The organism is Streptomyces yerevanensis (genome assembly GCF_000716805.1).
Classification (GTDB): domain Bacteria; phylum Actinomycetota; class Actinomycetes; order Streptomycetales; family Streptomycetaceae; genus Streptomyces; species Streptomyces flaveus.
In genome coordinates this window covers 20,588-42,603 of sequence record NZ_JNWJ01000084.1, presented here as the reverse complement: position 1 = coordinate 42,603, position 22,016 = coordinate 20,588, and the positions used below count along the sequence as shown (strand labels likewise).

19 protein-coding genes and 2 pseudogenes are annotated in these 22,016 nt (G+C 69.4%); 8 read left to right on the top strand and 13 right to left on the bottom strand.

The genetic code is table 11. The features are described from left to right. Nucleotides 1–7 precede the first annotated feature (7 nt). Nucleotides 8–988, bottom strand: a complete 981-nt coding sequence (locus OP79_RS44200) for a polyprenyl synthetase family protein (protein WP_033328804.1) — start codon at nt 986–988, stop codon at nt 8–10. Between the two features lie 198 nt (nt 989–1,186). Here OP79_RS44200 and OP79_RS44195 point away from each other — a divergent pair, with 198 nt between their 5' ends. Further along, nucleotides 1,187–2,236, top strand: coding sequence for a rhamnogalacturonan acetylesterase (locus OP79_RS44195; RefSeq protein WP_033328803.1), 1,050 nt, complete (start codon nt 1,187–1,189; stop codon nt 2,234–2,236). A 253-nt stretch (nt 2,237–2,489) separates the two neighbouring features. Next, nucleotides 2,490–4,232: a DUF2264 domain-containing protein gene (locus OP79_RS44190; protein WP_033328802.1), complete on the top strand. Its 1,743-nt coding sequence runs from the start codon at nt 2,490–2,492 to the stop codon at nt 4,230–4,232. On the opposite strand, the gene OP79_RS44185 is transcribed toward OP79_RS44190, so the two are convergent. Next, a complete protein-coding gene (locus tag OP79_RS44185) occupies nt 4,177–5,580 on the bottom strand; it encodes a hypothetical protein (protein WP_033328801.1) in 1,404 nt (467 codons plus the stop codon). The genes OP79_RS44190 and OP79_RS44185 overlap by 56 nt on opposite strands. Nucleotides 5,581–5,762: 182 nt before the next feature. On the opposite strand from OP79_RS44185, the gene OP79_RS44180 reads away from it, so the two are divergent. Beyond that, a complete protein-coding gene (locus OP79_RS44180; protein WP_033328800.1) occupies nt 5,763–6,185 on the top strand; it encodes an NUDIX hydrolase in 423 nt (140 codons plus the stop codon). A 25-nt stretch (nt 6,186–6,210) separates the two neighbouring features. Continuing rightward, entirely contained in the window at nt 6,211–6,549 is a 339-nt protein-coding gene (locus OP79_RS58155) for a DUF397 domain-containing protein (protein ID WP_078492419.1), read from the top strand. 334 nt (nt 6,550–6,883) lie between these two features. Here the strand turns inward: OP79_RS58155 and OP79_RS50810 are convergent, their stop codons facing one another. From OP79_RS50810 to OP79_RS44165, 4 genes and pseudogenes are all read right to left on the bottom strand, one after another. After that, nucleotides 6,884–9,091 carry a GDSL-type esterase/lipase family protein gene (locus tag OP79_RS50810; RefSeq protein WP_169786250.1) on the bottom strand — a complete coding sequence of 736 codons (2,208 nt, stop codon included), beginning with the start codon at nt 9,089–9,091 and terminating at the stop codon, nt 6,884–6,886. An 824-nt stretch (nt 9,092–9,915) separates the two neighbouring features. Continuing rightward, nucleotides 9,916–10,065: pseudogene (locus OP79_RS58150) on the bottom strand (NF041680 family putative transposase); the annotation flags it as partial. Between the two features lie 89 nt (nt 10,066–10,154). Continuing rightward, nucleotides 10,155–11,309, bottom strand: coding sequence for an EstA family serine hydrolase (locus OP79_RS44170; protein WP_033328799.1), 1,155 nt, complete (start codon nt 11,307–11,309; stop codon nt 10,155–10,157). A 132-nt stretch (nt 11,310–11,441) separates the two neighbouring features. Further along, complete coding sequence (locus OP79_RS44165) at nt 11,442–12,005, bottom strand: cysteine hydrolase family protein (protein ID WP_033328798.1); 564 nt, start codon at nt 12,003–12,005, stop codon at nt 11,442–11,444. 57 nt (nt 12,006–12,062) lie between these two features. On the opposite strand from OP79_RS44165, the gene OP79_RS44160 reads away from it, so the two are divergent. Continuing rightward, a complete protein-coding gene (locus OP79_RS44160; protein WP_033328797.1) occupies nt 12,063–12,266 on the top strand; it encodes a hypothetical protein in 204 nt (67 codons plus the stop codon). 99 nt (nt 12,267–12,365) lie between these two features. Here the strand turns inward: OP79_RS44160 and OP79_RS44155 are convergent, their stop codons facing one another. Together OP79_RS44155 and OP79_RS44150 are read right to left on the bottom strand one after the other, a co-directional pair. After that, nucleotides 12,366–13,091, bottom strand: coding sequence for a hypothetical protein (locus tag OP79_RS44155; protein ID WP_033328796.1), 726 nt, complete (start codon nt 13,089–13,091; stop codon nt 12,366–12,368). A gap of 16 nt (nt 13,092–13,107) precedes the next feature. Continuing rightward, complete coding sequence (locus OP79_RS44150; RefSeq protein WP_245685668.1) at nt 13,108–14,439, bottom strand: hypothetical protein; 1,332 nt, start codon at nt 14,437–14,439, stop codon at nt 13,108–13,110. 105 nt (nt 14,440–14,544) lie between these two features. Here OP79_RS44150 and OP79_RS44145 point away from each other — a divergent pair. Together OP79_RS44145 and OP79_RS44140 are read left to right on the top strand one after the other, a co-directional pair. After that, a pseudogene (locus OP79_RS44145) lies at nt 14,545–15,033 on the top strand (DUF5753 domain-containing protein); the annotation flags it as partial. After that, on the top strand, nt 15,014–15,232 hold the full coding sequence (locus OP79_RS44140; RefSeq protein WP_033328795.1) for a DUF397 domain-containing protein: 219 nt from the start codon (nt 15,014–15,016) through the stop codon (nt 15,230–15,232). The pseudogene OP79_RS44145 and the gene OP79_RS44140, both read left to right, overlap by 20 nt. Before the next feature lie 4 nt (nt 15,233–15,236). On the opposite strand, the gene OP79_RS44135 is transcribed toward OP79_RS44140, so the two are convergent. Next, entirely contained in the window at nt 15,237–15,521 is a 285-nt protein-coding gene (locus tag OP79_RS44135; protein WP_033328794.1) for a putative quinol monooxygenase, read from the bottom strand. A gap of 135 nt (nt 15,522–15,656) precedes the next feature. Between OP79_RS44135 and OP79_RS44130 the strand changes: the two genes are divergently transcribed. Further along, the gene (locus OP79_RS44130; RefSeq protein ID WP_281194240.1) at nt 15,657–16,130 is read left to right on the top strand and encodes an NUDIX hydrolase; all 474 of its coding nucleotides are present in this window, start codon (nt 15,657–15,659) and stop codon (nt 16,128–16,130) included. A gap of 260 nt (nt 16,131–16,390) precedes the next feature. Here the strand turns inward: OP79_RS44130 and OP79_RS44125 are convergent, their stop codons facing one another. From OP79_RS44125 to OP79_RS44110, 4 genes are all read right to left on the bottom strand, one after another. Continuing rightward, nucleotides 16,391–16,975, bottom strand: a complete 585-nt coding sequence (locus OP79_RS44125; RefSeq protein ID WP_033328793.1) for a TetR/AcrR family transcriptional regulator — start codon at nt 16,973–16,975, stop codon at nt 16,391–16,393. A 76-nt stretch (nt 16,976–17,051) separates the two neighbouring features. Next, nucleotides 17,052–20,090, bottom strand: a complete 3,039-nt coding sequence (locus tag OP79_RS44120; protein ID WP_033328792.1) for an AfsR/SARP family transcriptional regulator — start codon at nt 20,088–20,090, stop codon at nt 17,052–17,054. A gap of 120 nt (nt 20,091–20,210) precedes the next feature. Beyond that, nucleotides 20,211–21,485, bottom strand: coding sequence for an LLM class flavin-dependent oxidoreductase (locus OP79_RS44115; RefSeq protein ID WP_051745574.1), 1,275 nt, complete (start codon nt 21,483–21,485; stop codon nt 20,211–20,213). Then, the gene (locus tag OP79_RS44110; protein WP_063742130.1) at nt 21,482–21,889 is read right to left on the bottom strand and encodes a winged helix-turn-helix transcriptional regulator; all 408 of its coding nucleotides are present in this window, start codon (nt 21,887–21,889) and stop codon (nt 21,482–21,484) included. Before OP79_RS44110 ends, OP79_RS44115 begins: the two co-directional genes overlap by 4 nt. Between the last annotated feature and the right edge of the window lie 127 nt (nt 21,890–22,016).

Below are 22,016 nucleotides of genomic sequence, written 5' to 3'. Positions count from 1 at the left end.
TAGGCCCTCACTCCGTCTGGTGGAGGAGGAGTTCGGCCGACTCCTCCACCAGATGGCGCAGCACCGGTACGTAGTTTCCGTCGCCACCCAGTTCGGTCAGGAGGCGCTGGGCTTCGTCGCGGAATCTGCGCAGGTCTGCTTCGTACTGCTGAAGACTGGTGGGCGCGAGAAGGAGAGCTGTGAGCTCTGGCCTCGCTTCCTCGGAATTTTTCGCGGCTGCGTGCAGGTCCAGGAGGCGATTCCTGGATCGAGGTGACGCGTTCTCGAGGGTGCAGGCGAAGAGATAGGTGATGGTGCCGTTCCGCAGGTCTTCATTGCGGCCGGAGAGGATGTCCTCCTGGTCGTTGAAAAGCTGCCACAGGATTCCGAAGACATCGCCGAACTCACGCCACATCCGTATTCGTTCGTGTTCCGCGCCGGCCAATATCGCACCCATTGCCGTGATCATGCCGAAGGGTGCCCCTGATTTACCTCGGTACGTCGTGACCACCGAGTCCCGTGTGGCGTCGCCGGCATCTCGGCGCAGATCGCTCAGCTGGCCCTCGGTGCTGACGATTGCGCAGGTCACAAGCTCGGCTGCCAGGGCGCTGCGCACCGAGTCGGGAACCTGTTGGGCCTGGATGATGTGAAGGGGAAGGGCGTTTCCGCTGGTGATCGAGGCGAGCAGTGCCTCGTTCTTGCCGAGCGCACCGGACACGCTTGCGGCCTGCCCGTCCGCCAAGTCGTCGAGATAGCAGGCGGAAGTCCACCACAGCACATGGACCGCGGACAGCGGAACTGCCGGTCCGGGATCTCCCGTCTCGGCGGCGTGCACCAGGAGCGGCAGTACTTGCAGGGGGTACTTGAACTTCTGGTGCTGCAGGAGTTCGGTGACCGCATTCTTGATGGCGGTCGAGGAGGGGCCGAGCCGTTCGATGCCGGTTTTCAGCTCCGCGTCGATATCCGAGGAGAACTGCCGGTACAGGTCCAGGTATGAGATGGAATTCATGGTGACTTCCTTTTTGTCGTGCCGCTTATGGCCCCGATTTGATCACTCGGAAACGTGGGCCAGCCAGAGCGATTTCCAGTCATGGCCGGTTTCTTTCCGGTGGTACGGAATCGAGATACCGCACGCCCCTAGAAAGCGCTTGCCATCGCGGGGTACGGTCCATCGACCAGGAGAAGTCGCCCTGTTGAAGGAGCCGCGTTGAGACGCACCCTGATAGCCGTGCTGGCCACGCTGACCGTCGCCACGGCGCTGTCCGCCACCCCGGCTTCGTCCGCCACTCCGGCGCAGACGGGCGCCCGCGGCGCGGGCCTGGAGAACTGCACCGCGACGGCCTGCCACTTCGACGTCGCGCCCGGCACGTACGACGTACGCGTGCTGCTCGGCGGCGACGCTGAGGCGAGTACCGGCATCACCGGAGAGACCCGCCGCACCCTCCTCCCCGAGACGGCCACCGCGGCGGGCGAGCGCGTGGCCCGCAGCTTCACCGTGAACGTCCGTACCCCAGAGGGCGAACCCACCGGCCCCGCGGGCACCCCCGGCCTCGACCTCACCCTCGGCGGCTCGGCCCCCGCGCTCGCCGGCATCCGCGTCACCCCCGCGCGGCACACCCGCCAGATCTTCCTCGTCGGCGACTCCACCTCCTGCGACCAGCCCGGCGACCCGTACTCCGGCTGGGGCCAGCAGCTGCCCCAGTACCTCCGCAAGGGCCTCTCGGTCGCCAACTACGCGGATTCCGGGGAGAGTACGGTCAGCTACCTCGACAACCCCGCGCTCTTCGCGACCGTCCAGCCGCTGATCCGCAAGGGCGACTTGGTCCTCATCCAGCTCGCCCACAACGACAAGCAGACCGACGAGGCGACGTACCGCGCGAACCTCGAAACGCTCGTCGCCGGCGTACGCGACCGGGGCGGCCGGCCCATACTGCTCACGCCCATCGTCCGCCGCTGGTTCAACGCCGACGGCACCCTCAACAACGGCACGGCGCTGCTGGTGAACGGCCTCGGCGTCGACCACCCCGCCGTCACCCGCTCGGTGGCCGCCGCGCACGGCGTACCGCTCATCGACATGACCGCCAAGACCAAGGCCCTGGTGGAGTCGCTCGGCGTGGAGGCCTCGAAGGCGCTCTACCTCTACAACGAGAAGCGGGACAACACTCACACCTCCGCGCACGGCGCGACCGTCTACGCGGACCTCGTCCGCGACGAGCTGGTCGCCCAGCGACTGGTCCCCAGGGGCCTGGTGAGGTGACCCAAGACCCTGGGGCGTCCCGACCGGAACCGGGGCGTCCCAGGTACCTCAGCGTTCCGCTGGGTGCGCAGTTAACTGGGGCTGCGCCCCAGGCCCCCCGCCGGGGGGGTGACACTGCGTGTCGCGGCTGCGGGCCCGTCGTGGCTGGTCGCGCAGTTCCCCGCGCCCCTATTGAGGGGCCTGCGGCCCTCAATAGGGGCGCGATACTGCACCCGGACTTCACCAAAGCCCGCCTAGACAGGAAGCACCACCCATGATCGCAGGCGTTCCCGAAGACGACCGCACCCTCAGCCCGTACACCGGCTACACGCGCGCCCACTGGGAGGCCGCCGCCGACTCCCTGCTCGCGGCCGTGGAGCCCTACGCCTCCGAGGACCGCGCTCTCTACCACCTGCCCGGCGAGCACACGAGCTGGTCGGGCCGCCTGTCCGACGGCCTGGAGGGATACGCCCGTACGCTCCTGCTGGCGGCCTTCCGGCGCGACGAGAAGGCCCTCGTGCGGTACGCCGACGGGCTCGCCGCCGGAACCGCCGGCGTCTGGCCGCGCATCGAGGACCGCAGCCAGCCCCTCGTCGAGGCCGCCTCGATCGCCCTCGCCCTGCGCCTGACCCGCCCCCTCCTGTGGGACCGCCTCGACGACGGCGTACGGCAGCGGGCGGCGGCCTGGCTCGGTGACGCGCTGACCGCCGAAGCCTGGCCCTGCAACTGGGAGTTGTTCCCGGTCACCGTCGGCGGCTTCCTGGAGGAGATCGGCTACGAGGCCGAGTCGTCGCGGGCGGCGATCGACCGTGGCCTCGACCGCATCGAGCAGTGGTACGTCGGCGACGGCTGGTACACCGACGGCGACGGCCGCAAGTTCGACTACTACAACGGCTGGGCGATGCACCTGTACCCGGTCCTGCACGCCTGGCTCGCGGACGACACACGTCTGCTCGACCTGTACGGCGACCGGCTGTCCACCCATCTCGCCGACTACGCCCGCCTGTTCGGCGCCGACGGCGCCCCCATGCACCAGGGCCGCTCGCTCACCTACCGCTTCGCGACGACCGCACCGCTGTGGCTGGGCGCGCTCACCGGGCGTACGCCGCTGCCGCCGGGGGAGACGCGCCGCCTGGCCTCCGGCGCGCTGAAGTACTTCCTCGACCGGGGAGCCGTGAACGACCGAGGCCTGCTCACCCTCGGCTGGCACGGCCCCAACTCCGCTGTCCTGCAAGGCTATTCGGGCTCGGCGTCTCCGTACTGGGCGAGCAAGGGCTTCCTCGGTCTGCTCCTCCCCGCGGACCACGAGGTGTGGACGGCGCCCGAGGAGCCCGGCCCGGTGGAGCGGCAGGACGAGGTGCGGCCGGTCGGCCCGCCCAACTGGCTGCTTCAGTCGACCAGTTCGGACGGCCTGGTCCGCCTCCACAACCACGGCAGCGAGGACGTCCGCTACGACCCGTACTACACGCGGCTCGCGTACTCGACGGTGACGGCGCCTTCGGAGACGTACGACAACAGCGTGATCGTCGACGAGGACGCGAGCCGAACCGGCATCGAACCGTTGGGAGTCGGCGACGGGTGGGTGGCTTCGCGGCACGAGGCCGGGGGCTCTGCCCGGGTCACGAGCCTGGTCGTGGCGTCCGGCGCGGTGGAGGTACGCGCGCACCTGGTGGCGGGCGCGCCTCCCGGAACCCCCGTGCGGGTCACGGGCTGGTCGACGGGGGAGGAGCGGCAGGACGGCGAGGAGGGCCTACGGGCTGAACTCGTCCCGGCCTTCGGCCTGTCGGGCACATCCACCCTGGCGGGCGTAACGACCGAAGAGCCCACGTTGTTCGTAGCCCTCGCCCGCCTCACCGCCGAACCGGACCCCCTCCCGCTCCAGGCCCTGGTGTCCGTGGAGGTGGAGGGGGCGTATGAGGTGCGCGTCCGCTGGGCCGACGGCCCCGAGACGCGTTTTCGGTTCAGCGCTCCAGACGGGCGATCCGCAGCTTCTTCGTGGTCGGTGACGCCCCTGTGAGTGCCGTCGAGTAGGACGGCGTGACGGGTGCGTACGCCCAGGTGAGGGAGCCGTCCGCGAGGGCCGCGATGTCACCGGTGATACGGGCCTTGACGACCTTGTCCGGCGTCTTGAACTTGCCGTTCCAGTCGATCAGGCGCAGGTGCGTGCCGGTGAAGGTGCCCGTGCAGGTGCCGTTCGCGCACTTGGCGTTCTTCAGGGACTCCCAGGAGACGAGCAGCCGGTCTTTCCCGTACGGGGCGATGCGGACGTTGACGTGCTCGGTGCCGGGGGCGTTCGTGAGGTAAGTCGGCTTGCCCGCAGGGGAGTTGCGGTTCTTGAGGAAGGCGACGGCGACCTGATGGGTCTTCGTCTTCGGCTTCACCGTCCAGCCGCGGCCGCTCGCGTCGTCCGGGTTCTTGGCGGCGGAGGCGGCGCCGCGGGAAGCGAAGGCGGTGGCATAGCGGCCGCTGGACGACTTCACGAGGTCGCCGGTACGGCCCGGGAACGTGCCGCCGCAGTAGCCCGCCCAGCACTGCTCGCGCTGCACGACCGGCGCGTTGTCGGGCGCCCCGATGCCGGTCGACACGAACAGGCCCGAACGCCAGTCGTCGAAGCAGAGGGAGGTGAAGGCTCCGGTGGGCTCGGCGTGCAGCGCGATGCCCTCGTTGTGGCTGCAGCCCCAGCCCCAACCGCCGCTGAGCTTCGCGCCCTTGGCGCTGACGTACGCCAGCTTGTCCCCGAAGTGGCCGTCGGCGAAGCCGCCCGCGCCGTGCACGACGAAGTACGCGCCGTACTTCTTCCCGTTCCAGGCGAGCTGCCCGTCGAGCAACGGGGCCGTGTCGTGCGAGGCGGTGCCCGTGAGCTTCGTACGGAACGCCTGCTTGCCGTTCTTGTAACGGACGAGCGCGGCGGCCGTCTCCTTCCACTTGTTGCTGTCGGAGACGCGGGTCACCAGCGCGAACCCGTCGTTGTGCGCGACCAGCCCGCCGACCTCCTTGGCGCCCTTGACGACCGTGTCGGATCCGGAGCGCTTCCCGGCCTTCGTGAGCGGCGTGACATGAATCCCGTCGGACGCGGGCCAGGCCACCCGGAGGGTGCCATTCGGAGCCACGGCGGTCGCCGTGCGCGTCCACTCGCGGGTGTTGTTGTAACCCGCCGACAGATAGGGGAACTTAGCCGCCAGATTCACGGTGGTGTTCGTGACGGCGAGGTCGTCGGCGGCCTTCGGGGCGGGCGTCGCCGTGGCGGTCGCGTACCACGCACCGGTCAGTAGGACGCCCGCCGCGAGCGAGCCCGCCACGGGCTTGCGGGCGATTCGGCGGCGGCGGTGTCTTGTTGTGGGCGTTACGGATGTTGCGGGTGTCATGCCTCCGAGTCGCCGCCGGGCGGGTGGAGGTTGCCGCGCGATTGAGCACGCCCAGCGGCAACGCCTCCTATACCACGAGTGGAGGAGCCGAGCCCGCATTGAAGGGCGTAAGCCTGGTACGGTTGAGACTTTCGCGGGTACTGAACCCTTTGGACTCCGACCGGCAAGGGACCGAGGAAACCATGGATATGGACATCCCCGGCGACAAGCGACTGGCCGCCGCCGTAGTGATGCACAAAGGGCGTGTGCTGCTGGTGCGGCGTAGTGAGACCGAGCGGTTTCTGCCCCGGGTGTGGGGGGTGCCCTGCGGGAAGCTCGAACCGGGGGAGAGTCCCCAGGACGGCGTTCTGCGGGAGTTGAAGGAAGAGACCGGGCTTCTCGGCGAGGTCGTCCGGAAGGTCGGCGAATCGTCGTTCGTGAGTGAGTATCGCGGCCACGAGGTCAAGAACTGGCAGGACAACTTCCTGGTCAGGCCCCTCTCCCGGCACATCACGCTGCCCGAGCCCGACCAGGCGTACGCCTGGCTGAGCCCGGCCGAGCTGAGTAGCGTCGACATCGACGAGTACAACCTCGACATCGTGCGGCAGGCTCTCCACCGCGTGTGACCTGCCCGCGCCTCACGAACTGCGCATGACCTGGGCCCTTAGCCTGAGTTGTAACCTTTCTCGGGTTGTCTGGGCTTGCCGCATCGGCCATCCACACAGGTCAAGTGGCGTGCCCGCGCCTGATGCGGCGTTCGAGAACAGCTACCGTGACGACGGGCGGGGCGGGGTGGCCTACCCTCCCGCGAGCCTGATTGCGCTGCTCCTGTACTGCTACTTCCCCGGCATCGTCCCCGTACGGGACTCCAAACGCCCCCACGGCCCCATGCTTTTGTTCCCCGCTACCGCCTGGGGCCGTTTCGTCGCCGCCCCTCAGCCGCGGTGCCGGACGCCGCGACGCCGCTCCCTATTGCTCCCCAGGTCGTAAGCCGACCGCAAGGGAGGCCCAACTCCTCAGTGGGCGCAGGACGGCCAAGAACCGAACGCCGGAGAGCCGAGGGAGTCCTGCCGGGCCCGGGTCCAGGTGGATGAGGACGTTCGTCGGCCCGGTTCAGGCAGCGGGAAGGGGTGGCAGGCGCGGTCTCCTCAGACGACGGGCGGCACCACCGCGGAGATCGGTGGTGCCGCCGTGTACCGCCCGGACGCGCTGCGCCCGTTACGCCATCGCTTTCCGGTCCGCCGGTTGATACCGACGGCCCGGGCAGTCCCGGTGCGGGCCGCCCTTGAGCCCCTCGCGGAGCCCTGCGCCCGGGATCACCGGCTCAGCTGCGGCAGCGATTGATCGCCGAGCAGCCCCGGTTGTAGGTGTTCGCCGGGACGGGGTCGTCCGCCGCTTCCTTGAGCAGGGACGCGTACGCTTGATGTCCCTTGGCGTTGGGGTGGTACGAGTCTTCGGTGTGGAGCAGGCCAATGGTGCCCGGGTCGGTTATGAAGGGGTCCGCTGAGCAGACGCCGTGTCCGTCGAAGGCCGGCTGGGGATCCACGAACTGGACTCGTCGCCCAGCCTGCTTCACCGCGTTCTGGACCACCTGGCTGAGAGTCTCGGCGGAATGGTTCATGCGCTTGCGCACGTTCGGGAAGGGGTTGATGCGGTTCTGCGTGAGCGTGCACGAGCCTTGCTCATCGAACAGCTTGGGGTATCCGAGGACGATGAGACGGGCATTCGGTGCGGCGGCCAGGACCTTTTGGTAGGTCTCCGTCAGCCGCCCCTCCAGGTTCATCATGAGCGTCTCGGATATGTTCAGCGCGTCCGAGCAGGCTTTCTCCGAGAACAACCCCACGGGCTTGGCGCACTCCCTCATCGCGTCGGCGAACCTGATGTCGTTGCCGCCGATGGTGAGCGTCACCAGCTCCGTGTCCGAGCTCAGCGCGTCCAGCTGCCCGTTCAGGACGTTCTGTGTGACCGCCCCGGCGCACGCGGCGAAGGTGAAGTCGCCGACGGTGACATTTCCATAGAGTGAGTCCAGCTTGGCGGTCAGGGGACCGTAGGCCTGCTCACTGCGCTGGCAGTTGTTGCTGTGGTTGACCGAGGCAGGCGGGTTGTTCACTTCCAGGCCGTCGACCGGCGTGATCGTTTTGTCGTTGGGCAGGTACGGCCCGGCGCCGGTGCCGGCCGAGAAGGAGTCGCCGAGGGCGACGTAATTCAGTCTGTTGTCCAGCATGCCGGCGACGTCCCGGGGCTGGCGCTCCGGCGGTCGGCCGCTGCCCGAGGTCGGCTCGACGTCCCGGGGCTGGCGCTCTGGCGGTCGGCCGCCGCCGCCCTGCGACCCGTCGTCGGCAAGCTTCAGCTGGTACGGGCTGCCTTCCGGAACGATGGGGTCGATCGGCTGGACATTGGTGCTGTTAGGTGTCGGCGGGTTCTGCCTCTCCCCGCAGTTGCCATCTTTGTCTGCCCGGCCCCCCTGGACGATTCCGATGGCAATGACCGAAGATCCGGCTTCCGCGAAGACCGGGCCACCGCTGTCGCCGCCCTGAGCGCAGAGGTTTGTCCGGATCAACCCACCGATAGTCGCGATGGTGCCGTCGGGCATCCGGCTTCTGCTGCTTGCGCTGAGCTCCGTGATCTCTCCGCACGTGTAGTCGGTGGTCATTCCGAGCTTGCAGACGGCGGTGCCCACGATCGGATTACGGTCCACCCCGGTGACCGGGTCCTCGATGAATGCGAGTTTTGGCTGGCTGGAGAACTGGGCATTCAGCCTGACCATGCCGAAGTCGCCCTCCGGCCCGAGGTGGACGTTGAACGCGGTACCGGCGTCCTGGTCGTTGACCTCAATCCCCTCGTTGTTCCGGAGGCAGTGGCCGGCGGACATGAAGCCGTCGGCGCGTGTTGATCCTCCCTCGGCTCCTGGGTCGAGAGCGGAGATGTCGATTCCCCACCCGGCCGTACACGACATCCCGTTTGAGGTGAAGCCGCTTCCGGGATCGACGTCTGCGGTAGTGCGGAGCGTGCCGGCGCCCTTGGTGACCGTCACCAGATCGCCGTACTGCTTGGCCTTGGCCCGCAGCGACGCAAGGTTCTTCGCGGAGAAGCCGGAGGAGTAGGTGACGTTGACGGTGCCGCTCTTCGGATCGATACCGACGCTCAGGCCATGGCTGTTCTTCACCGACGCCAGCAGCTGCTCCTGGATGCCCGTCAGCTCTTTCCAGCCGGCAGTTACCTTGTGTGGCGTCACTCCGGCAGCGCGTGCCAGCGCAGCGCCCCTTTCGGTCACCACGTTCGCCACCAGCCGGCCGGCGCGGTTGATGTACAGCGACTGGAAGTCACCCGGCGCCTCGGCCCGCAGCTTGCGGGCGACCTGCCGAGATCGCTCCTGGTTCTTCAGCCGCGTCTCCGCGGCACTGCGCGTCATGCCGGAGCGAATCAGGTAGTCGACCGCCGCCTGGTGGGCGCGCTTGGGGTCGATCTCCGGACGATTCGACCGCATCCCACGGCTGGGGGCATCGTCCTGGGCGGCGTCGGCCTTCTGCAACTGCGGGAGCACCAGGGCGCCGCCGCCCAGCAGCGTGGCCCCGGCGAGGAAGGTCGCCAGGAACTTCCCGTTCAGCCATCGGGAACGGCGTCTGCGCGCACGGGCGCCGGGCGTCGACCCGGCGCCCGTTATCGGGGTCTTTTCCATTCGTCCACTTTCTTTGCGCCTTCGAAGATGCCCCCGGAAGAGCCGGTCTTCGCCAGGCCCGCCGGGCTTCGGTCCGGAGGCCGGTACCGGCCGCCTCGGGGCGATCCGAGGCCGATGAAGCGACATCTCGTCGCGTCCATTACGGGGGCCCCTGGGGCCTCAGGCGGCCTCAGAGTTCGCGCAGGTTATCAGCTGCCACTGATGTCACATACCCCTGTCATCGGGCAATGATTAAGCCCTTTCAACCTCCCCCAGGAAGCTGGGCAGTTGCGCTGTCAGACGAGAAAAACCCCTGGTGGATGGGTTTTCGACCAGGAAGAACCCGCACCCACCAGACGCTTCGCATGCCCGTTCCACCGCTCAGGCTGGACGCGCCCAACTCCCCCTCCCCTTCGCAGTCCGCCTGCGGGAGCACCGCTGCCGCCTCGGCGCCCGAGACCACGCCCGAGCGCGGAACGACAGGCCCCGCCCACCTACGCAACGTTCATCGGCGCGCCCAACTCCGGCCGGCTTTGACACACCACACCTTCACAGTTACGCGCGTTGCGTTCACAAACTCTTGCGAAGACGCCGCGCGCCAGGTGCGGGTTCACCCGCACTTCAAGGCAGGCGCGTTCTCCAGGGTTGGGCCATCCGCCCTCGCCGAACGGGGACGAGGGCACGTACGGACGTGAAGTTTGGTTGCGTTCGGTGATGCTCTCGGGGCGTTTGGCCGTCTTTCCCACGTCGTAACGGATGGCCGGGTGGCGATTCTTCGAGCCAAGTGGCCTTACCAGGCCGGGGGTTGATGGTTTCGGCGCACGGGCCGGACAGTGCAGAGGCTGTCGCACGGCTTCTGGCCCCTCCTGCAGTGTTCCGAAACCACCGCCACGGGGCCGCGTGACCCGTCACCCCGCAGCCGGCGTGTCCCCGCCTCTCAGAGCACGCTGTAGAGGGCGTCGATGAGCGCCATCTTCCGAGGGTCGTCGGCGATGTGCGGCCCCATGCGGTTCATGACGTAGCCCAGCGAGACGCCTGCCTCCGGATCGGCGAGACCGCAGGAGCCGCCGAATCCGTCGTGTCCGAAAGCCCTCGGATTCGGACCGTAGGAGTTGTTGGGGCCGCTGAGCCAGAGGCCGAGGCCGATCTCTGTCTCGCTTTCGAAGCCGGCGCCGAGCACCAGATCGCGGCAGGCGCCCTGCCCTTCACGGACCCGCTCAGCAGCCTCCGGCGAGAGGACGCGATGCGAACCGTACGACCCGCGCCCGGCGAAGATCCCGTACAACGCGGCGACCGCCCGTGCCGTGCCGTGCCCGTTGGCGGCCGGGATCTCGGCGGCCCGCCACGCCGCCGTATTGGCCTCGGTCGCGCCCGCCAGGGGATTGGCCAGTGCGGCCAGCGCCACGGGCGTCAACTGGCTGAAGATCGCCGCCTGTTCACTCGACGAGGCGGTCGGCGGATGCACCAGCTCGGCCGTGCGCCCGGCCTCCTTCTCCGGCAGTCCCACGGTGAAGTCGATGGCGAGCGGACCGGTCACCTCCCGCTCAAGGAACGCGCCCGGCAGCAGCCCCGAGACACGCCGCACCACTTCACCGACCAGGAAGCCGTACGTCAGCGCGTGATAACCCGAGACCGTGCCCGGCTCCCACCAGGGCTCCGTCGCCGCGAGGCGCTTCGTGGTCAGCTCCCAGTCGTAGAGCTGCTCCAGCGAGTGCGGCTCACGCAGCCCGGCCAGGCCCGCCCGGTGCGACAGCAGATGCCGTACGAGCACCGACTCCTTGCCCGCCGCCGCGAACTCCGGCCAGTACGCGGCCACCGGCGCGTCGAGGTCGAGCAGCCCACGGTCGGCCAGGATGTGCGCGCACAGCGCCGTCGGCCCCTTCGTGGTCGACCACACGTTGACCAGCGTGTCCCGCTCCCAGGCGCGCGTCCGCGCCGCATCCGCCCAGCCGCCCCACAGGTCAACCACGGTCTCGCCGCCCACCGTGACGGTCACGGCCGCGCCCAGCTCGTCGCGGTCCCGGAAGTTCTCCTCGAACGCGACGCGCACCGCCTCGAAGCGTGTCTCGCAGTGGCCCTGAGCCTGGGACATGGGTCCTCCGTCGTCCGCCGGGAACACCGGGCGCGGAATGGCGGCCCCGGCTCCCCTGAACGTACCGACCGGTCGGACTGGATGGAAGTCGCTGTACCCGACGCGTCCCAGGCCCGACCGGGCGGCATCCCGCTATTGCGGTGCGATGGCCTTGAGCCAGTCCTCGACGGCGAGGACATCTGCCCACTGCGGGAACAGCTTTTCGGTGAGCATCGTGTGCACCTCGGGGTCGGTGTCGAGGCAGGCATCCGCCAGGACGGTGAGGCCGAAGTCCAGGTCGATGGCGTGCCACAGGGTGGACAGCACTACAGCACTGGTGGCGATGCCGGTGAGAACAAGGCTGTCGATATCGCGAGCCCTGAGCACCAAGTCGAGGTCGCTGCCCGAGAACGCGCTCCCCCGCCTCTTGGTGACCACGACGTCGCCCTGCTGGGGCGCGACGTCGTGATGGATCTCGGTACCAGGGGCACCCTCGGTGAACAGGCCGGCCCGCACGGCGTTTGTCATCACCTTGTTGCGAGGGCTGACTTCCGGGTCGCCCGGCCGTAACCCCATCACCACGTAGATCACGGGGATTCCGGCAGCCCGGGCACCGTCGATCGCCCTGCGCAAGCGCGGCAGATAACCGGAACCGTCGTCGGCGATGGCCACGACGTCCCGTTGGACGTCCATCACCAGAAGTGCACTGTTCGCCATGCCTGCCGCCCCTTCTCCGTTGGGAAACAAGGGCAAGTCTGGTGGATCAACCGATCCGTGGTGGAGGTTTCGGAGGTCCTCATCAGCGTCGCGCCGCAGTGCGCCCATGACCGGTGTCGGTTCTCATCGACCTTCCTTGTCCTCGGCAAGAACGCCACCGAGACGTTCCTGGCCGCTGAGCGCGATCTCCTGACTGAAACCTTCCCGAACGGGACGGTCGAGGAGCGCTACGTGGTCAGCTTGGCCGTTGCTACCCGTTGACATGGCAGTAGGTCGGCGGGCGGATCCGTCCATGCGATAGGGCTCTGACTTGTGTCGAAGCCCAACTCAACTTGTCATGTGGGGCTCAGGCATGAGCCCTTACGAGCTCCTGAGCAGCTCCGCCAACGCGTCGAGTTCGCTCAGATACTCCTCCACCCTCAGCGGCACCTTCGGCACCGCGCCCGGATGCGGTCCCGCCGCCGTGAACACATCGGTGTGGCGTCGCCGTCCGCTGCCCGTCTCCAGGAAGAGCGTCACCGTCGGCTCCGTCGTCTCGGTCCACGCGCGGTGCAGGGTGTGGGCGGGGAGGGCGTAGGTGCTGCCCGCCGCGTACTGCGCCACGTGCGTCAGACGCAGCCGGGACGGGCCCGCGGGCTCCAGGAGCCAGTCGGCGGACTCGTCGGACAGGGACTCCTGGTAGCGGTCCGCCTCGACCCCGCCCTCGGGCTCGGACGCGTACAACTCCATCGTCAGCTGCCCGCGTACGACGTAAGAGGCAAGCGGGGAACGGTGGTTGTGGATGTCCTCCTTGCCGACCGCGCCGCGACCTGCGTGCCACAGGTGGGCGCGCAGCATGTGGTGGGGGCCGCCGTCGATGAGGAGGAGCTTGTCGAAGCCGAGGACATGGCGGTACGAAAGCCGGGCGCAGCCTTCCGGGTCGCCCTCGCCGGAGGCGAGTTCGGCGGTCAGCTCCAACAGCCGGGCGGGAGAGCCCAGTTCGGCGATGACGGTGCGGGCCGCCAACACTCGTTCGTGCTCGGGGAGTTCGCCGTCCAGTGCCTCGGCGAGGAGTCGCCTCGCCGCCTGGACCTGCCGACCACCCATGCACGCTCCCTCTGACTCAGCCATGCGGCTGGTACATCCATACGGCATGAGCGCGCAGCGCCGAAAGACCTTGATAGGTCATCCACATGGGACGACGCAGCTCGCTGGTGGTGTCCTCGCGGGGCCAGGTCCATATGCCGTCCGTCTGCGCGGCCCACACGGCGGTGGCCGCGCCGTCCAGCCGCTCGCGCCACTCCGCCTCCATGTCGTCCTCGCGTGCGATGTCGCGGGCGCCCGGGGTGAGCAGGGCGCGGACGACCCAGGAGGCGGTGAAGTGCCGTACGTTCAGGACCTCGTGGCGTGACGGGTCGTCGGGGCGCGGGCGGCGCACCTCCTCGCGGAGGCTGGTCAGGTCGAGGCAGGAGTCGTGCGGGGCATCCGGGCAGGCCAGCAGCCAGCGGATGCCGTCCTCGCGGGCGGCGCGCGCGTTGGCACTCTCGCCCACGACGCGGGCCGCGCGGTCCAGGGCGACCACGGCCTGCGAGGTGTGCAGCGGGGAGGGCGGGCCGTGGCGGGGCGCCAGACGGTAGCTCCAGCAGCGGCGGTGCTGGCGGCGCGGGTCGGTGACGGCGCCGTCGACGAGGGCCTCCTGGAGGATCGGCAGTACGTCGGAGCGGGGTGCGGCGCGCAGCAGGCCGCGCAGCACGGTCGTCACGACATGCGTCAACTCGCGTCCGTTGCGGTCGAGTTCGAGCGTGAAGCCCGACTCGCAGTGCGCCACCTCCGCGGCCACCCGGGCCGGGTCCACGCCGGCCCTCGCCAGTGCGCCGAGCACCAGCGCGGTCACCTCTGGCCGGGCCACCGTCCCCTGCGAGCGCGCCGACCAGCCGCCGTCCGGCAGGCGCAGCCGCCACAGCGTCTCGACCAGCTCGCCCGTGCTCAACCGCCCGTCGGGGACGCCGAGATCGAGCGCGATGTGCAGCCCGTACGCCGTACCGACCGGCGTCGGCCGGCCCGCGCTCTCGCCGAGCGAGTGCGGCCAGCCGGTGAGCCGTCCGCACACCGGGTCGTCGACCACGCAGAGCTGCTCGACGAGAGCGTCGTACGCCGACGAGAACAGCTGGGGAAGCGGTCCCGGCCCCGACAGCGACGCCGATCCCGCGTTGAACTGCCCAGTCCCCGTAAGGCCGTTGCGCTCGGACCGAGCCCGCAGCAGCTCCGCCGCCAGCCAGGCCGCGAGCGCCGTACCGAGTCCGGCGACCCCGGCGATCGCATACCGTGCGGCCTGCCCGTCGATGCTGTCCGGCAGCAGGCCGAACAGGGCCTGGAACACCGCGTAACCGGCGGCCACGCAGCCGAAGCCGCCCAGCCACCGCACAAAGCGGGGTGGCCGGGGACCGTCCGGCACCGGCGGCACGGGATTCCCTGCTCCACGCCCCAGCACAGCGCGACCGCGTCGAGCAGCAGGAGTCCGCGGCCCGTCTCGTCGTCCGGGCCCGGACGACGTTGGATGAGCCAGGCGTACGCGTCCGGGTCGCTGACCTCCAGGCGCGTACGGTCACCGTCCGTACGGGTCAGACGGACGGTCATGGAGCGGGCCCGCCTCTTCGAGGACGACCACAAGCAGCCGGAGTACTGGGTGGTCCTGCCAGAGGTGCTGCTGCGCAACCCGATCATCCCGCCGGAGGAGATGGCTGTACAGCTGGAGAGGATCGCGGCGCTGGCGCGGCGGCGCCGGATTGCTCCACAGAGCCTTCCGTGGAACTGCGGACCGCACCCGCTCATGCTGGGCATGGTCAAGATCATGACCTTCCCGGATGCCCCGCCCCTCGTCTACACGGAGTCGTCGTACAGCGGTGACACCATCGACGATCCGGCCCTCGTGAAGAGCTACCGCAAGGCATACGATCGGCTCAGGGCCGCCGCACTGCCGCCGGAGGCGTCCCTCGCCATGATCGAGGCAGCGGCAGAGGATTACCGAAATGGCAAGCAACCGGATTGACTTGAGCACTGCCGTCTGGCGCAAGAGCAGCTACAGCAACGGCTCCGGCGGGGACTGTGTCGAGGTCTGTGACGACCTCCCCGGCCTCGTCCCCGTCCGCGACTCCAAGAACACCCGGGGCCCCGCCCTCCTGTTCCCCGCGAACGCCTGGGTTCCCTTCATCACCGCGCTCAAGGGCGGCGACGTACCGACGAGTTGATCGCTTATGGAGCCTCGACACCGGAAATCCGGTACCTGCTCACCGCGGCGTCGCGGATCTGAGCCGCCTGCTCAGGCTCGGGGCCCGCGCCGCGGAAGCGTTCGAGGTCCTCGTCCGTCTCCCAACGCTCGTACACGTTGATCCGATTCGCCTCGATCAGGTCGGCTGACAGGGCGAAGTCGAGGCAGCCGGGGGCGGCCCGGGCCTGCTCGATCACCTTCGAGCACCCGGCCAGGTACGCGTCGCGGGCAGCAGCGTCCACGTACAGCTTTCCGGCAATAATGATCACGTTTGCTCCAAGTCCTGTGAATACTCGTCTGTGGTGCAGCGCGACCGGCCTTCGGCAGCGCCGCTGCGGAGATAGACCACAGCGGCACGGCAAACTCATCGGTCACACGACGAGATGCCGCCTAGTGTCGGGATCGTGGAGACGACACATCGGCCCGCCGCGCGGGTGATCTGCCTGGATGCTGCCCACCGTCTGCTTCTTCTCCACTGGCGTGATCCGTTTGACGGGGCACGGCTCTGGGAGCCGCCCGGCGGGGGCATCGAACTGGGCGAGAGCCCGCTGACGGCGGCACGTCGTGAACTGGCCGAGGAGACCGGCCTGGACCCGGCCGCGGTCCTTGACCGTTGGGTGCCAGTCGAGCGTGACGTGCGGTGGAACGGCAAGCGGTACGTCGGGCAGGAACACTTCTTCGTGGCCCATTTCGCCGAGGACCGACCGGAGTTGGTTCCAGCCGGCCTGCTCCCCGATGAACGTGCCAACCTCGACGAATACGCCTGGGTCGCGTGGCCCGACCTGGACTCGCTGCCGGATCGGATCGAGCCGCCGCAACTACCGGCCGTTGTCGCAGCGTTGGCACCGGAGGGACCTTGGGGCGATCTCGCCCTGTGACCTTGAAGGGTGCCGGGCTGCCTGGTCGGCCCAGCCGCCCCGATCGACTTCGGCGGGGCCGGGGACTGGGCGCCGCGAGCGAGCCCGTGGGCCTGCCGCGTAAAAACGTGAACGATGAGGGACGAAATGTCCTCCAGGCGCTCAAACGAGAGATGCATGAACACGGCGGGGAGAACTGCTCACGCTCTGGGACTCAGCCCACCGAGGATGACCAGCAGCACGGGTCCGCTGCCGCGCACCTTGTGGGGCGGGGGGTGGTCTCAGACATGTTTCTTCTCCTCCCGGGGCCAGTGCTCCAGGGCGATGTGCAGGGCATCGACGGCCTTGTCCCAGGACGTCTGTACGTTGCGGGGGTGGCCGAATCCGCCGCTCGATTCGAGGTGGCAGTAGCCGTGAAATGTGCTGCGCAGCAGCCGTACGGCGTCGGTGAGATCGGGCTCCGACAGCCCGTAGCCGCGCAGCATTCCGTACGTCACCTCGGCGGTCCGGCGCAGCACCTCGGACTCGGCGACCACGGCCGGGTCGACCCGGATCTGCGTGGCCGCGTACCGCCCGGGGTGCTTCAGCGCGTACTCCCGGTAGGCGTCGGCGAACGAGACCAGCGCGTCCTTGCCGGCCCGCCCGGCCACGGCGAGCTCGATCCGTTCGATCATCTCGCCGCCCGCCAGCAGCGCGAGCCGCGTGCGCAGCTCCCGCACGTTCTTGACGTGCGAGTACAGACTCGCGTCCTTCACCCCGAACCGCCGCGCCAGCGCGGTGACGGTGACCTTCTCGAACCCGACCTCGTCGGCGAGCTCGGCGGCGGCCTCGACCACGCGGGCGGTCGTGAGCCCGGCTCGGGCCATGGGGGTCACCTCCGGTCACCTACGGCAGAACCTAGACCTCCTAGGTTGGCGGCCCATGTAAGCACGTTTCCCACGCTTACCGCTGTAGTTGCTTGAGCAGTCTGCGGGTGCTGGGGGAGGGGGACGTGTCGATGCGGCTCAGGGCCGCCTCGCAGCGCTGGAACGCGGTGAGGACGCCACCGTCGTCGCCCAGGGCGTTCGCCGCGCGCATCCTCACGCGCCAGGCCACTTCGCGGAGCGGGTCGAGTGCGGTCGCCCGGTCGCACAGGCGGGCGGCGTCGACGTACTGGTGGAGTTGCAGGGCGAGTTCGGCCGCCGACGAGAGGGCCTCGACGGATTGCCGGGTCAGGGTCCCGCGCCGTTCCTCCACCCACTGAGAGGTGCGGTCCGGCAGGTACTCGCCCTCGTTGCGGGCCAGGAGCCCCTCGATCGTGGACAGCTTCGCTTGTCCGGCCAGCCGGTGCGCCTGGGCAAGGTCGGCTTCGAAGCGCAGCGACTGACACCCGCGGGCGACTTCTTCGGCGAGAGCCAGTCTGTTCTGCTCGACGGTGAGGCGCAGTTGGGGCGGCAGTGCCAGGTTCAGCTGGTGGACGGCCTGGCGCAGGTAGGCGCGGGTCGACCGGTCGTCACGGGCGAACAAGGCGTCCAGCACGTCCCGGCGATCGGCGGCGTGGCCGTGCCTGCTGCTCAGGTAGGAAAGCAGTTCGAGGCTCTTGCTGATGCGCAGGCGGGCCTCTACGCCGTCGACGGCCAGGGCGTGCCGTCCGAACTCCGGGACCGTCACCGCCGGAACCCGCTCGGTGACCTGGATGTTCGCCCCTTGGGCGGCGAGCGCCCGGCCGACCGCGTGCCACGGGGTGTCCGTGTCGGCCTCGGCGTCGATGCGCCGCGAGGCGACCGCGGGGAACTCGGTGAGGATCTGGAGCAGTACGTGGTGGGACCCCTGACGGCCGGATGTCTCCAGGGCCAGATCGGCGGCCCGGTCGGCCTCGTCCTCGTGGCCCGCGCGCCATTCCGCCTCCGCCAGGAGCACCGCGACGATGGGCAGTTCCAGGAAGAGGCCGCCGGCCTCCAGGAGCGACACGGCATCGCGCAGGCAGGCCAGTGCGTCGGCGTCGGCGCCGCTGCGCAGCAGGAGCCAGCCTCGCCAGGCCCGGGCCTTGGCCCTGAGCTGTAGCGCATGTTCGATGAGCGGGTCGTTCTCCAGCTCGTCGAGGAGCCCCATGGACGCCGCGGCGTCGCGACGGTCGACGATTCTGAGCTTGACCAGCCCTTCCGTGAATCCGATGTACCAGGCGTGTGCCCCTGTGTCGAGGGCGAGCTTGCGGCCTTCCTCGAGGGCCGCGATCGCTTCGGCGGGGCGCCCGGCGTCCATGAGAAGTCCTGGCACCACCACGCCCAGGCTCAGGGAGTTGGAGACCGAGTCGCGGGTCCGTTCGTACAGCTCCAGGGCCCGGCGAGTGTGGCCCTGCGCGCGGAGCGCCCCGATCTGCCACGGGGTGGCCAGTGACGTGCCCCAGTGCGACTGCAGGGAGATGTCGAGGTCGGTCAGGTGGCCGAACCAGTACTTCGCGATCAGCACAGCCGCATCGAACGGCCCACCGGTCAGCTCCGGTGGCGTGTCGGTGCGGTAGGAGGGATAGATGGTCCCCAGTCCGTAGCGCACAGCGGCGACCTCCCCGCCAGGGTCGGCCAGCCGCAGGATCTCGTCCACATCTTCAACACGGCCGCACTGGGCGTAGCAGTAGATCATCAGCGCTGCCGCTCGTTCGGATGCCTCGACGACCTCCTCACGGACACCGGACTTGAGGAGCGCGTCAGCGATGGCCACTCCCCCTCGGGGGTCGTCCCGGGCCCAGGCGAGCATCAGTCGTGCCGTGGTCAGTTCCGTGGGCTCGTGGCCAACAGTGCCGACCGTGCCGAATGCTTCAAGCCAGCGTTCGGCCACGGGTAGGTCCAGCCGCTCCATCACATGTCGGATCACGCGCGCCGCGCAGACACGTGCCTCGGCCACCTCTCCCGCCTGCAGCAGGACCTCGGTGGCCTCCTCGTCGTGCCCCTCGTCGGCCAGGAGCCTGCCGTGGGCCCGGCGGATCCGGCGCAGTTGTGCGTCGTCGCGGTGCTCGAGCTGTTCCAGCAGGAACTCCCGGAGCCGCGGATGGCAGCGCATCGTGCGACCGTCGGGCGACCAGACGACGGGCAGCCGGAACGAGCGCAGCGACCTCATCCGCCCGGCAGGGCTGTCCAGTCCGAGCGCCCGGGCCCGCTCGGCCGTCACCGCGTCGAGGACCGAGGTCGTCACGAGGAACTCCCGGTCCGCGCCGGGCAGTTCGCCGAGGATCCGCGAGGAGATGTAGCCGTGCAGCGGGTCGGCCTCGCCACCGACGACCGCGGTGTGCTCCTCGGAGCGCCAGGCCTCGAACAGCACGCCGGTGACCCAGCCGCCCGTCGCCGACACCGCCTCGGCCGCGTCGATCGTGTCGTTGTCGTTGAGCCGCAGGGCGTCGGCCGCCTCCTCGACGGTGAAGGCGAGGTCTTCCTCACGCAGGCCCGCCACCGAGGTCGGGTCGAGTTCCCGATGGACGGCCGCCGGGATGTCACGCCGGCTGAGCAGCACCGCACGCACCGTACGCGGCAGATAGTGCAGGAACGTGCCGAGCGCCTCCCACCCGTCGCCCGAGACCCCGAGGCGTTCCAAGTTGTCGAGTACGAGGACGAGTTGGTGTCCCTTCAGGGATTCGGCGAGCAGCCCGGCGGACTCCGTGTGCTGGATGCCCGCGCGCAGCGCACGGGTCGCCACCTGGCGGGCGGCCGGTACGTGCCGGGCCAACGCGTCCTCGAGGTAGGCGAGCAGGCGTCCCGGCCGGCTGTCGGTCGCGTCGACCGACAGCCACGCCACCGGGTGGGGCAGCCGCGTCGTCGCCTGCCGGATGGCGATGGTCTTGCCGGCGCCCGCCGTCGCCAGTACGAGCACGACCTGCCGTCGTTCGATGAGCGTGCCGAGGGCGGTGTCGATCCTCGGTCGAGAGACGAGCCGTTCCGGCAGGTCGGGAACGGAGAGCTTGTGCTGGATGAGACCTACGGCGTCGGGCGCCGTCTGACGGGGGTCGTTCATGTCACCTGACCATGAGGGCCTGCCGAAGTGGTCCGCGACTCGGCTCGGCAGCGGTGCCCCGGAGTCTGCCCCTTCACCGGCCTCTCGGTCCAGCGCAGCGGGGCACTGTCGCGCAGCAGGTCACAGGCCCACCTTGCCCGTCGCCCAGTACGGCTGTGAAGTGCTGCGGAACTCGGGCATGATCTGCTCGGCGTACGTCTTCAGCTGCGCCCGCTGGATGTCCGGCGCCTCGTCGCCGGGCAGCGCCTGCGCCCAGTACTCCCAGACGAACCAGTCCAGCCGGCCGCCGCCGTAGACCTCGTGCATGTCCTTCATCTGGTCCCGGACCTGGTCCGCCGTGCCGCAGAAGAGCAGTCCCGTCTCGTACATACGGCGGGTCAGCGCCCGCGCGTCGTCCAGTCGCACCTTGCGGTGGGGGTCGTCCGCGGCGGTGCGCAGGCCTTCGTTGAAGCCGAAGGCCTGGAAGAAGTTGTGGAACCAGTAGCCCGCGGTCTGCACGGCGAGGTCGAAGGCCTCGTCGAAGGTGTCGCCGAGGAAGACCTTCGCGACGACGCCCATGCCTTCGCCGAGCCGAAGGTCGCGGCGGTGCGCGCGGGAGGTGTCGCGGTACAACTCGGCGATCGAGCGCACCTTCTCCCGGCTGCGGGCGGTCAGCAGCAGTGTCCGTCCGTTGCGGGCGGCGTCGATCACGGTCCGCGGTGAGGTGGTGGTGGGGACGAAGATCGTCGGCCGGTACAGGGGCTTGGGGACCACGCCGATCTGCCGCACGGTGTCCTCGTCGTCGATCTCGGCCGGGCCGCCGTAGGCGCGGGTCCAGTCGGCGAGCGGCCAGTCGCGGATGCCGCCGGTCGGGTACGGCACCTGGAAGTGCTTGCCGATGTGCTGGAAGGAGTCCTCGGCCCAGGCCTGTTCCACGATCGACAGGTACTCGTTGAAGATCTCCCGGTTACGGGCGTCGGAGCGCGGGTGGGAGGAGACGACGGCGTCGTCCTGGGCCAGGGTCTGCATCCAGCGGCTCTGGCGGCCACGGGCGAAGGCGACGCCGAGCCGGCCGGGGAACATATGGGTGAACATCGCGAGGTCCTCGGCGATGCGCACGGGGTTGTGGGCGGGCAGGACGAGGGACATCGGAGCGAACATGATCTGCCTGGTCTGCGCCGCGAGCTTCGCGTAGAGCAGCAGGCTGTTGGGCATGTTCTCGCCGCCCTCGGTCTGGAAGTGGTGCTCCGCGCTGCCGAATCCGTCGAAGCCGAAGGCGTCGGCCCAGCGGGCGATGTCCTCGTAGTTGCGCAGCATGGCCTGATAGGCGTGGACGTCCCGGCCGATCGGGCGCCGTGCGCGTCGCTCCGAGGGCGTCGCGGGGATGGCGCTGCTGCACCAGACCAGTGTTTTCACGGTGTCTCCTTCTGGGGTGGGCATGGTGGCCGACCCCGCGAGTCCCGCGCCGGGAGGTGGTCCTGTGCCCACATGGTCAGGGCGGCCAGGGGGATGAGGAAGGCGTCGCCGTGGGGGGTCAGGGTGTACTGGCTGCGGGGAGACGGTCCTGGGCGGGTGGTCCGGGTGATGAGGCCGACCGTGGTCAGTTCCTGGAGACGGTCGGCGAGCGTGTCGTCGCTGATGCCGGGGACCCGCTCGCGCACCCGGGCGAAGTCTGCCTGGCCCGTGGCCAGAGCCGCGATGATCAGACCGTTCCAGGGTGTTCCCAGCAGGGCGAAGGCTCGGGTGAGGGCGAGGACGGACTCGGGTGGCCGCGGGAGTTCGGACCAGTGCACGGACTCGATGCGCTGTGGGGTCGTCATGGGTGTCCGCTCCTGTACGGCGAAGGCGTCGCGGTGCGGTGTGGCGCCTCCGCCGTACGTCGTCGTGATCGTTGCGGGCGCGGTACGCCGCCCTGTGCGGGATCGGCCCGCGTGGACAGTGGCCGCG

What these genes read in the sequence shown, in the direction of transcription:
- OP79_RS44200 (WP_033328804.1), bottom strand. Translation starts at nt 988, where the DNA reads ATGAATTCCATCTCATACCTGGACCTGTACCGGCAGTTCTCCTCGGAT.
- OP79_RS44190 (WP_033328802.1), top strand. Translation starts at nt 2,490, where the DNA reads ATGATCGCAGGCGTTCCCGAAGACGACCGCACCCTCAGCCCGTACACC.
- OP79_RS44185 (WP_033328801.1), bottom strand. Translation starts at nt 5,580, where the DNA reads ATGACACCCGCAACATCCGTAACGCCCACAACAAGACACCGCCGCCGC.
- OP79_RS44180 (WP_033328800.1), top strand. Translation starts at nt 5,763, where the DNA reads ATGGATATGGACATCCCCGGCGACAAGCGACTGGCCGCCGCCGTAGTG.
- OP79_RS58155 (WP_078492419.1), top strand. Translation starts at nt 6,211, where the DNA reads ATGACCTGGGCCCTTAGCCTGAGTTGTAACCTTTCTCGGGTTGTCTGG.
- OP79_RS44170 (WP_033328799.1), bottom strand. Translation starts at nt 11,309, where the DNA reads ATGTCCCAGGCTCAGGGCCACTGCGAGACACGCTTCGAGGCGGTGCGC.
- OP79_RS44165 (WP_033328798.1), bottom strand. Translation starts at nt 12,005, where the DNA reads ATGGCGAACAGTGCACTTCTGGTGATGGACGTCCAACGGGACGTCGTG.
- OP79_RS44155 (WP_033328796.1), bottom strand. Translation starts at nt 13,091, where the DNA reads ATGGGTGGTCGGCAGGTCCAGGCGGCGAGGCGACTCCTCGCCGAGGCA.
- OP79_RS44140 (WP_033328795.1), top strand. Translation starts at nt 15,014, where the DNA reads ATGGCAAGCAACCGGATTGACTTGAGCACTGCCGTCTGGCGCAAGAGC.
- OP79_RS44125 (WP_033328793.1), bottom strand. Translation starts at nt 16,975, where the DNA reads ATGGCCCGAGCCGGGCTCACGACCGCCCGCGTGGTCGAGGCCGCCGCC.
- OP79_RS44120 (WP_033328792.1), bottom strand. Translation starts at nt 20,090, where the DNA reads ATGAACGACCCCCGTCAGACGGCGCCCGACGCCGTAGGTCTCATCCAG.
- OP79_RS44110 (WP_063742130.1), bottom strand. Translation starts at nt 21,889, where the DNA reads ATGACGACCCCACAGCGCATCGAGTCCGTGCACTGGTCCGAACTCCCG.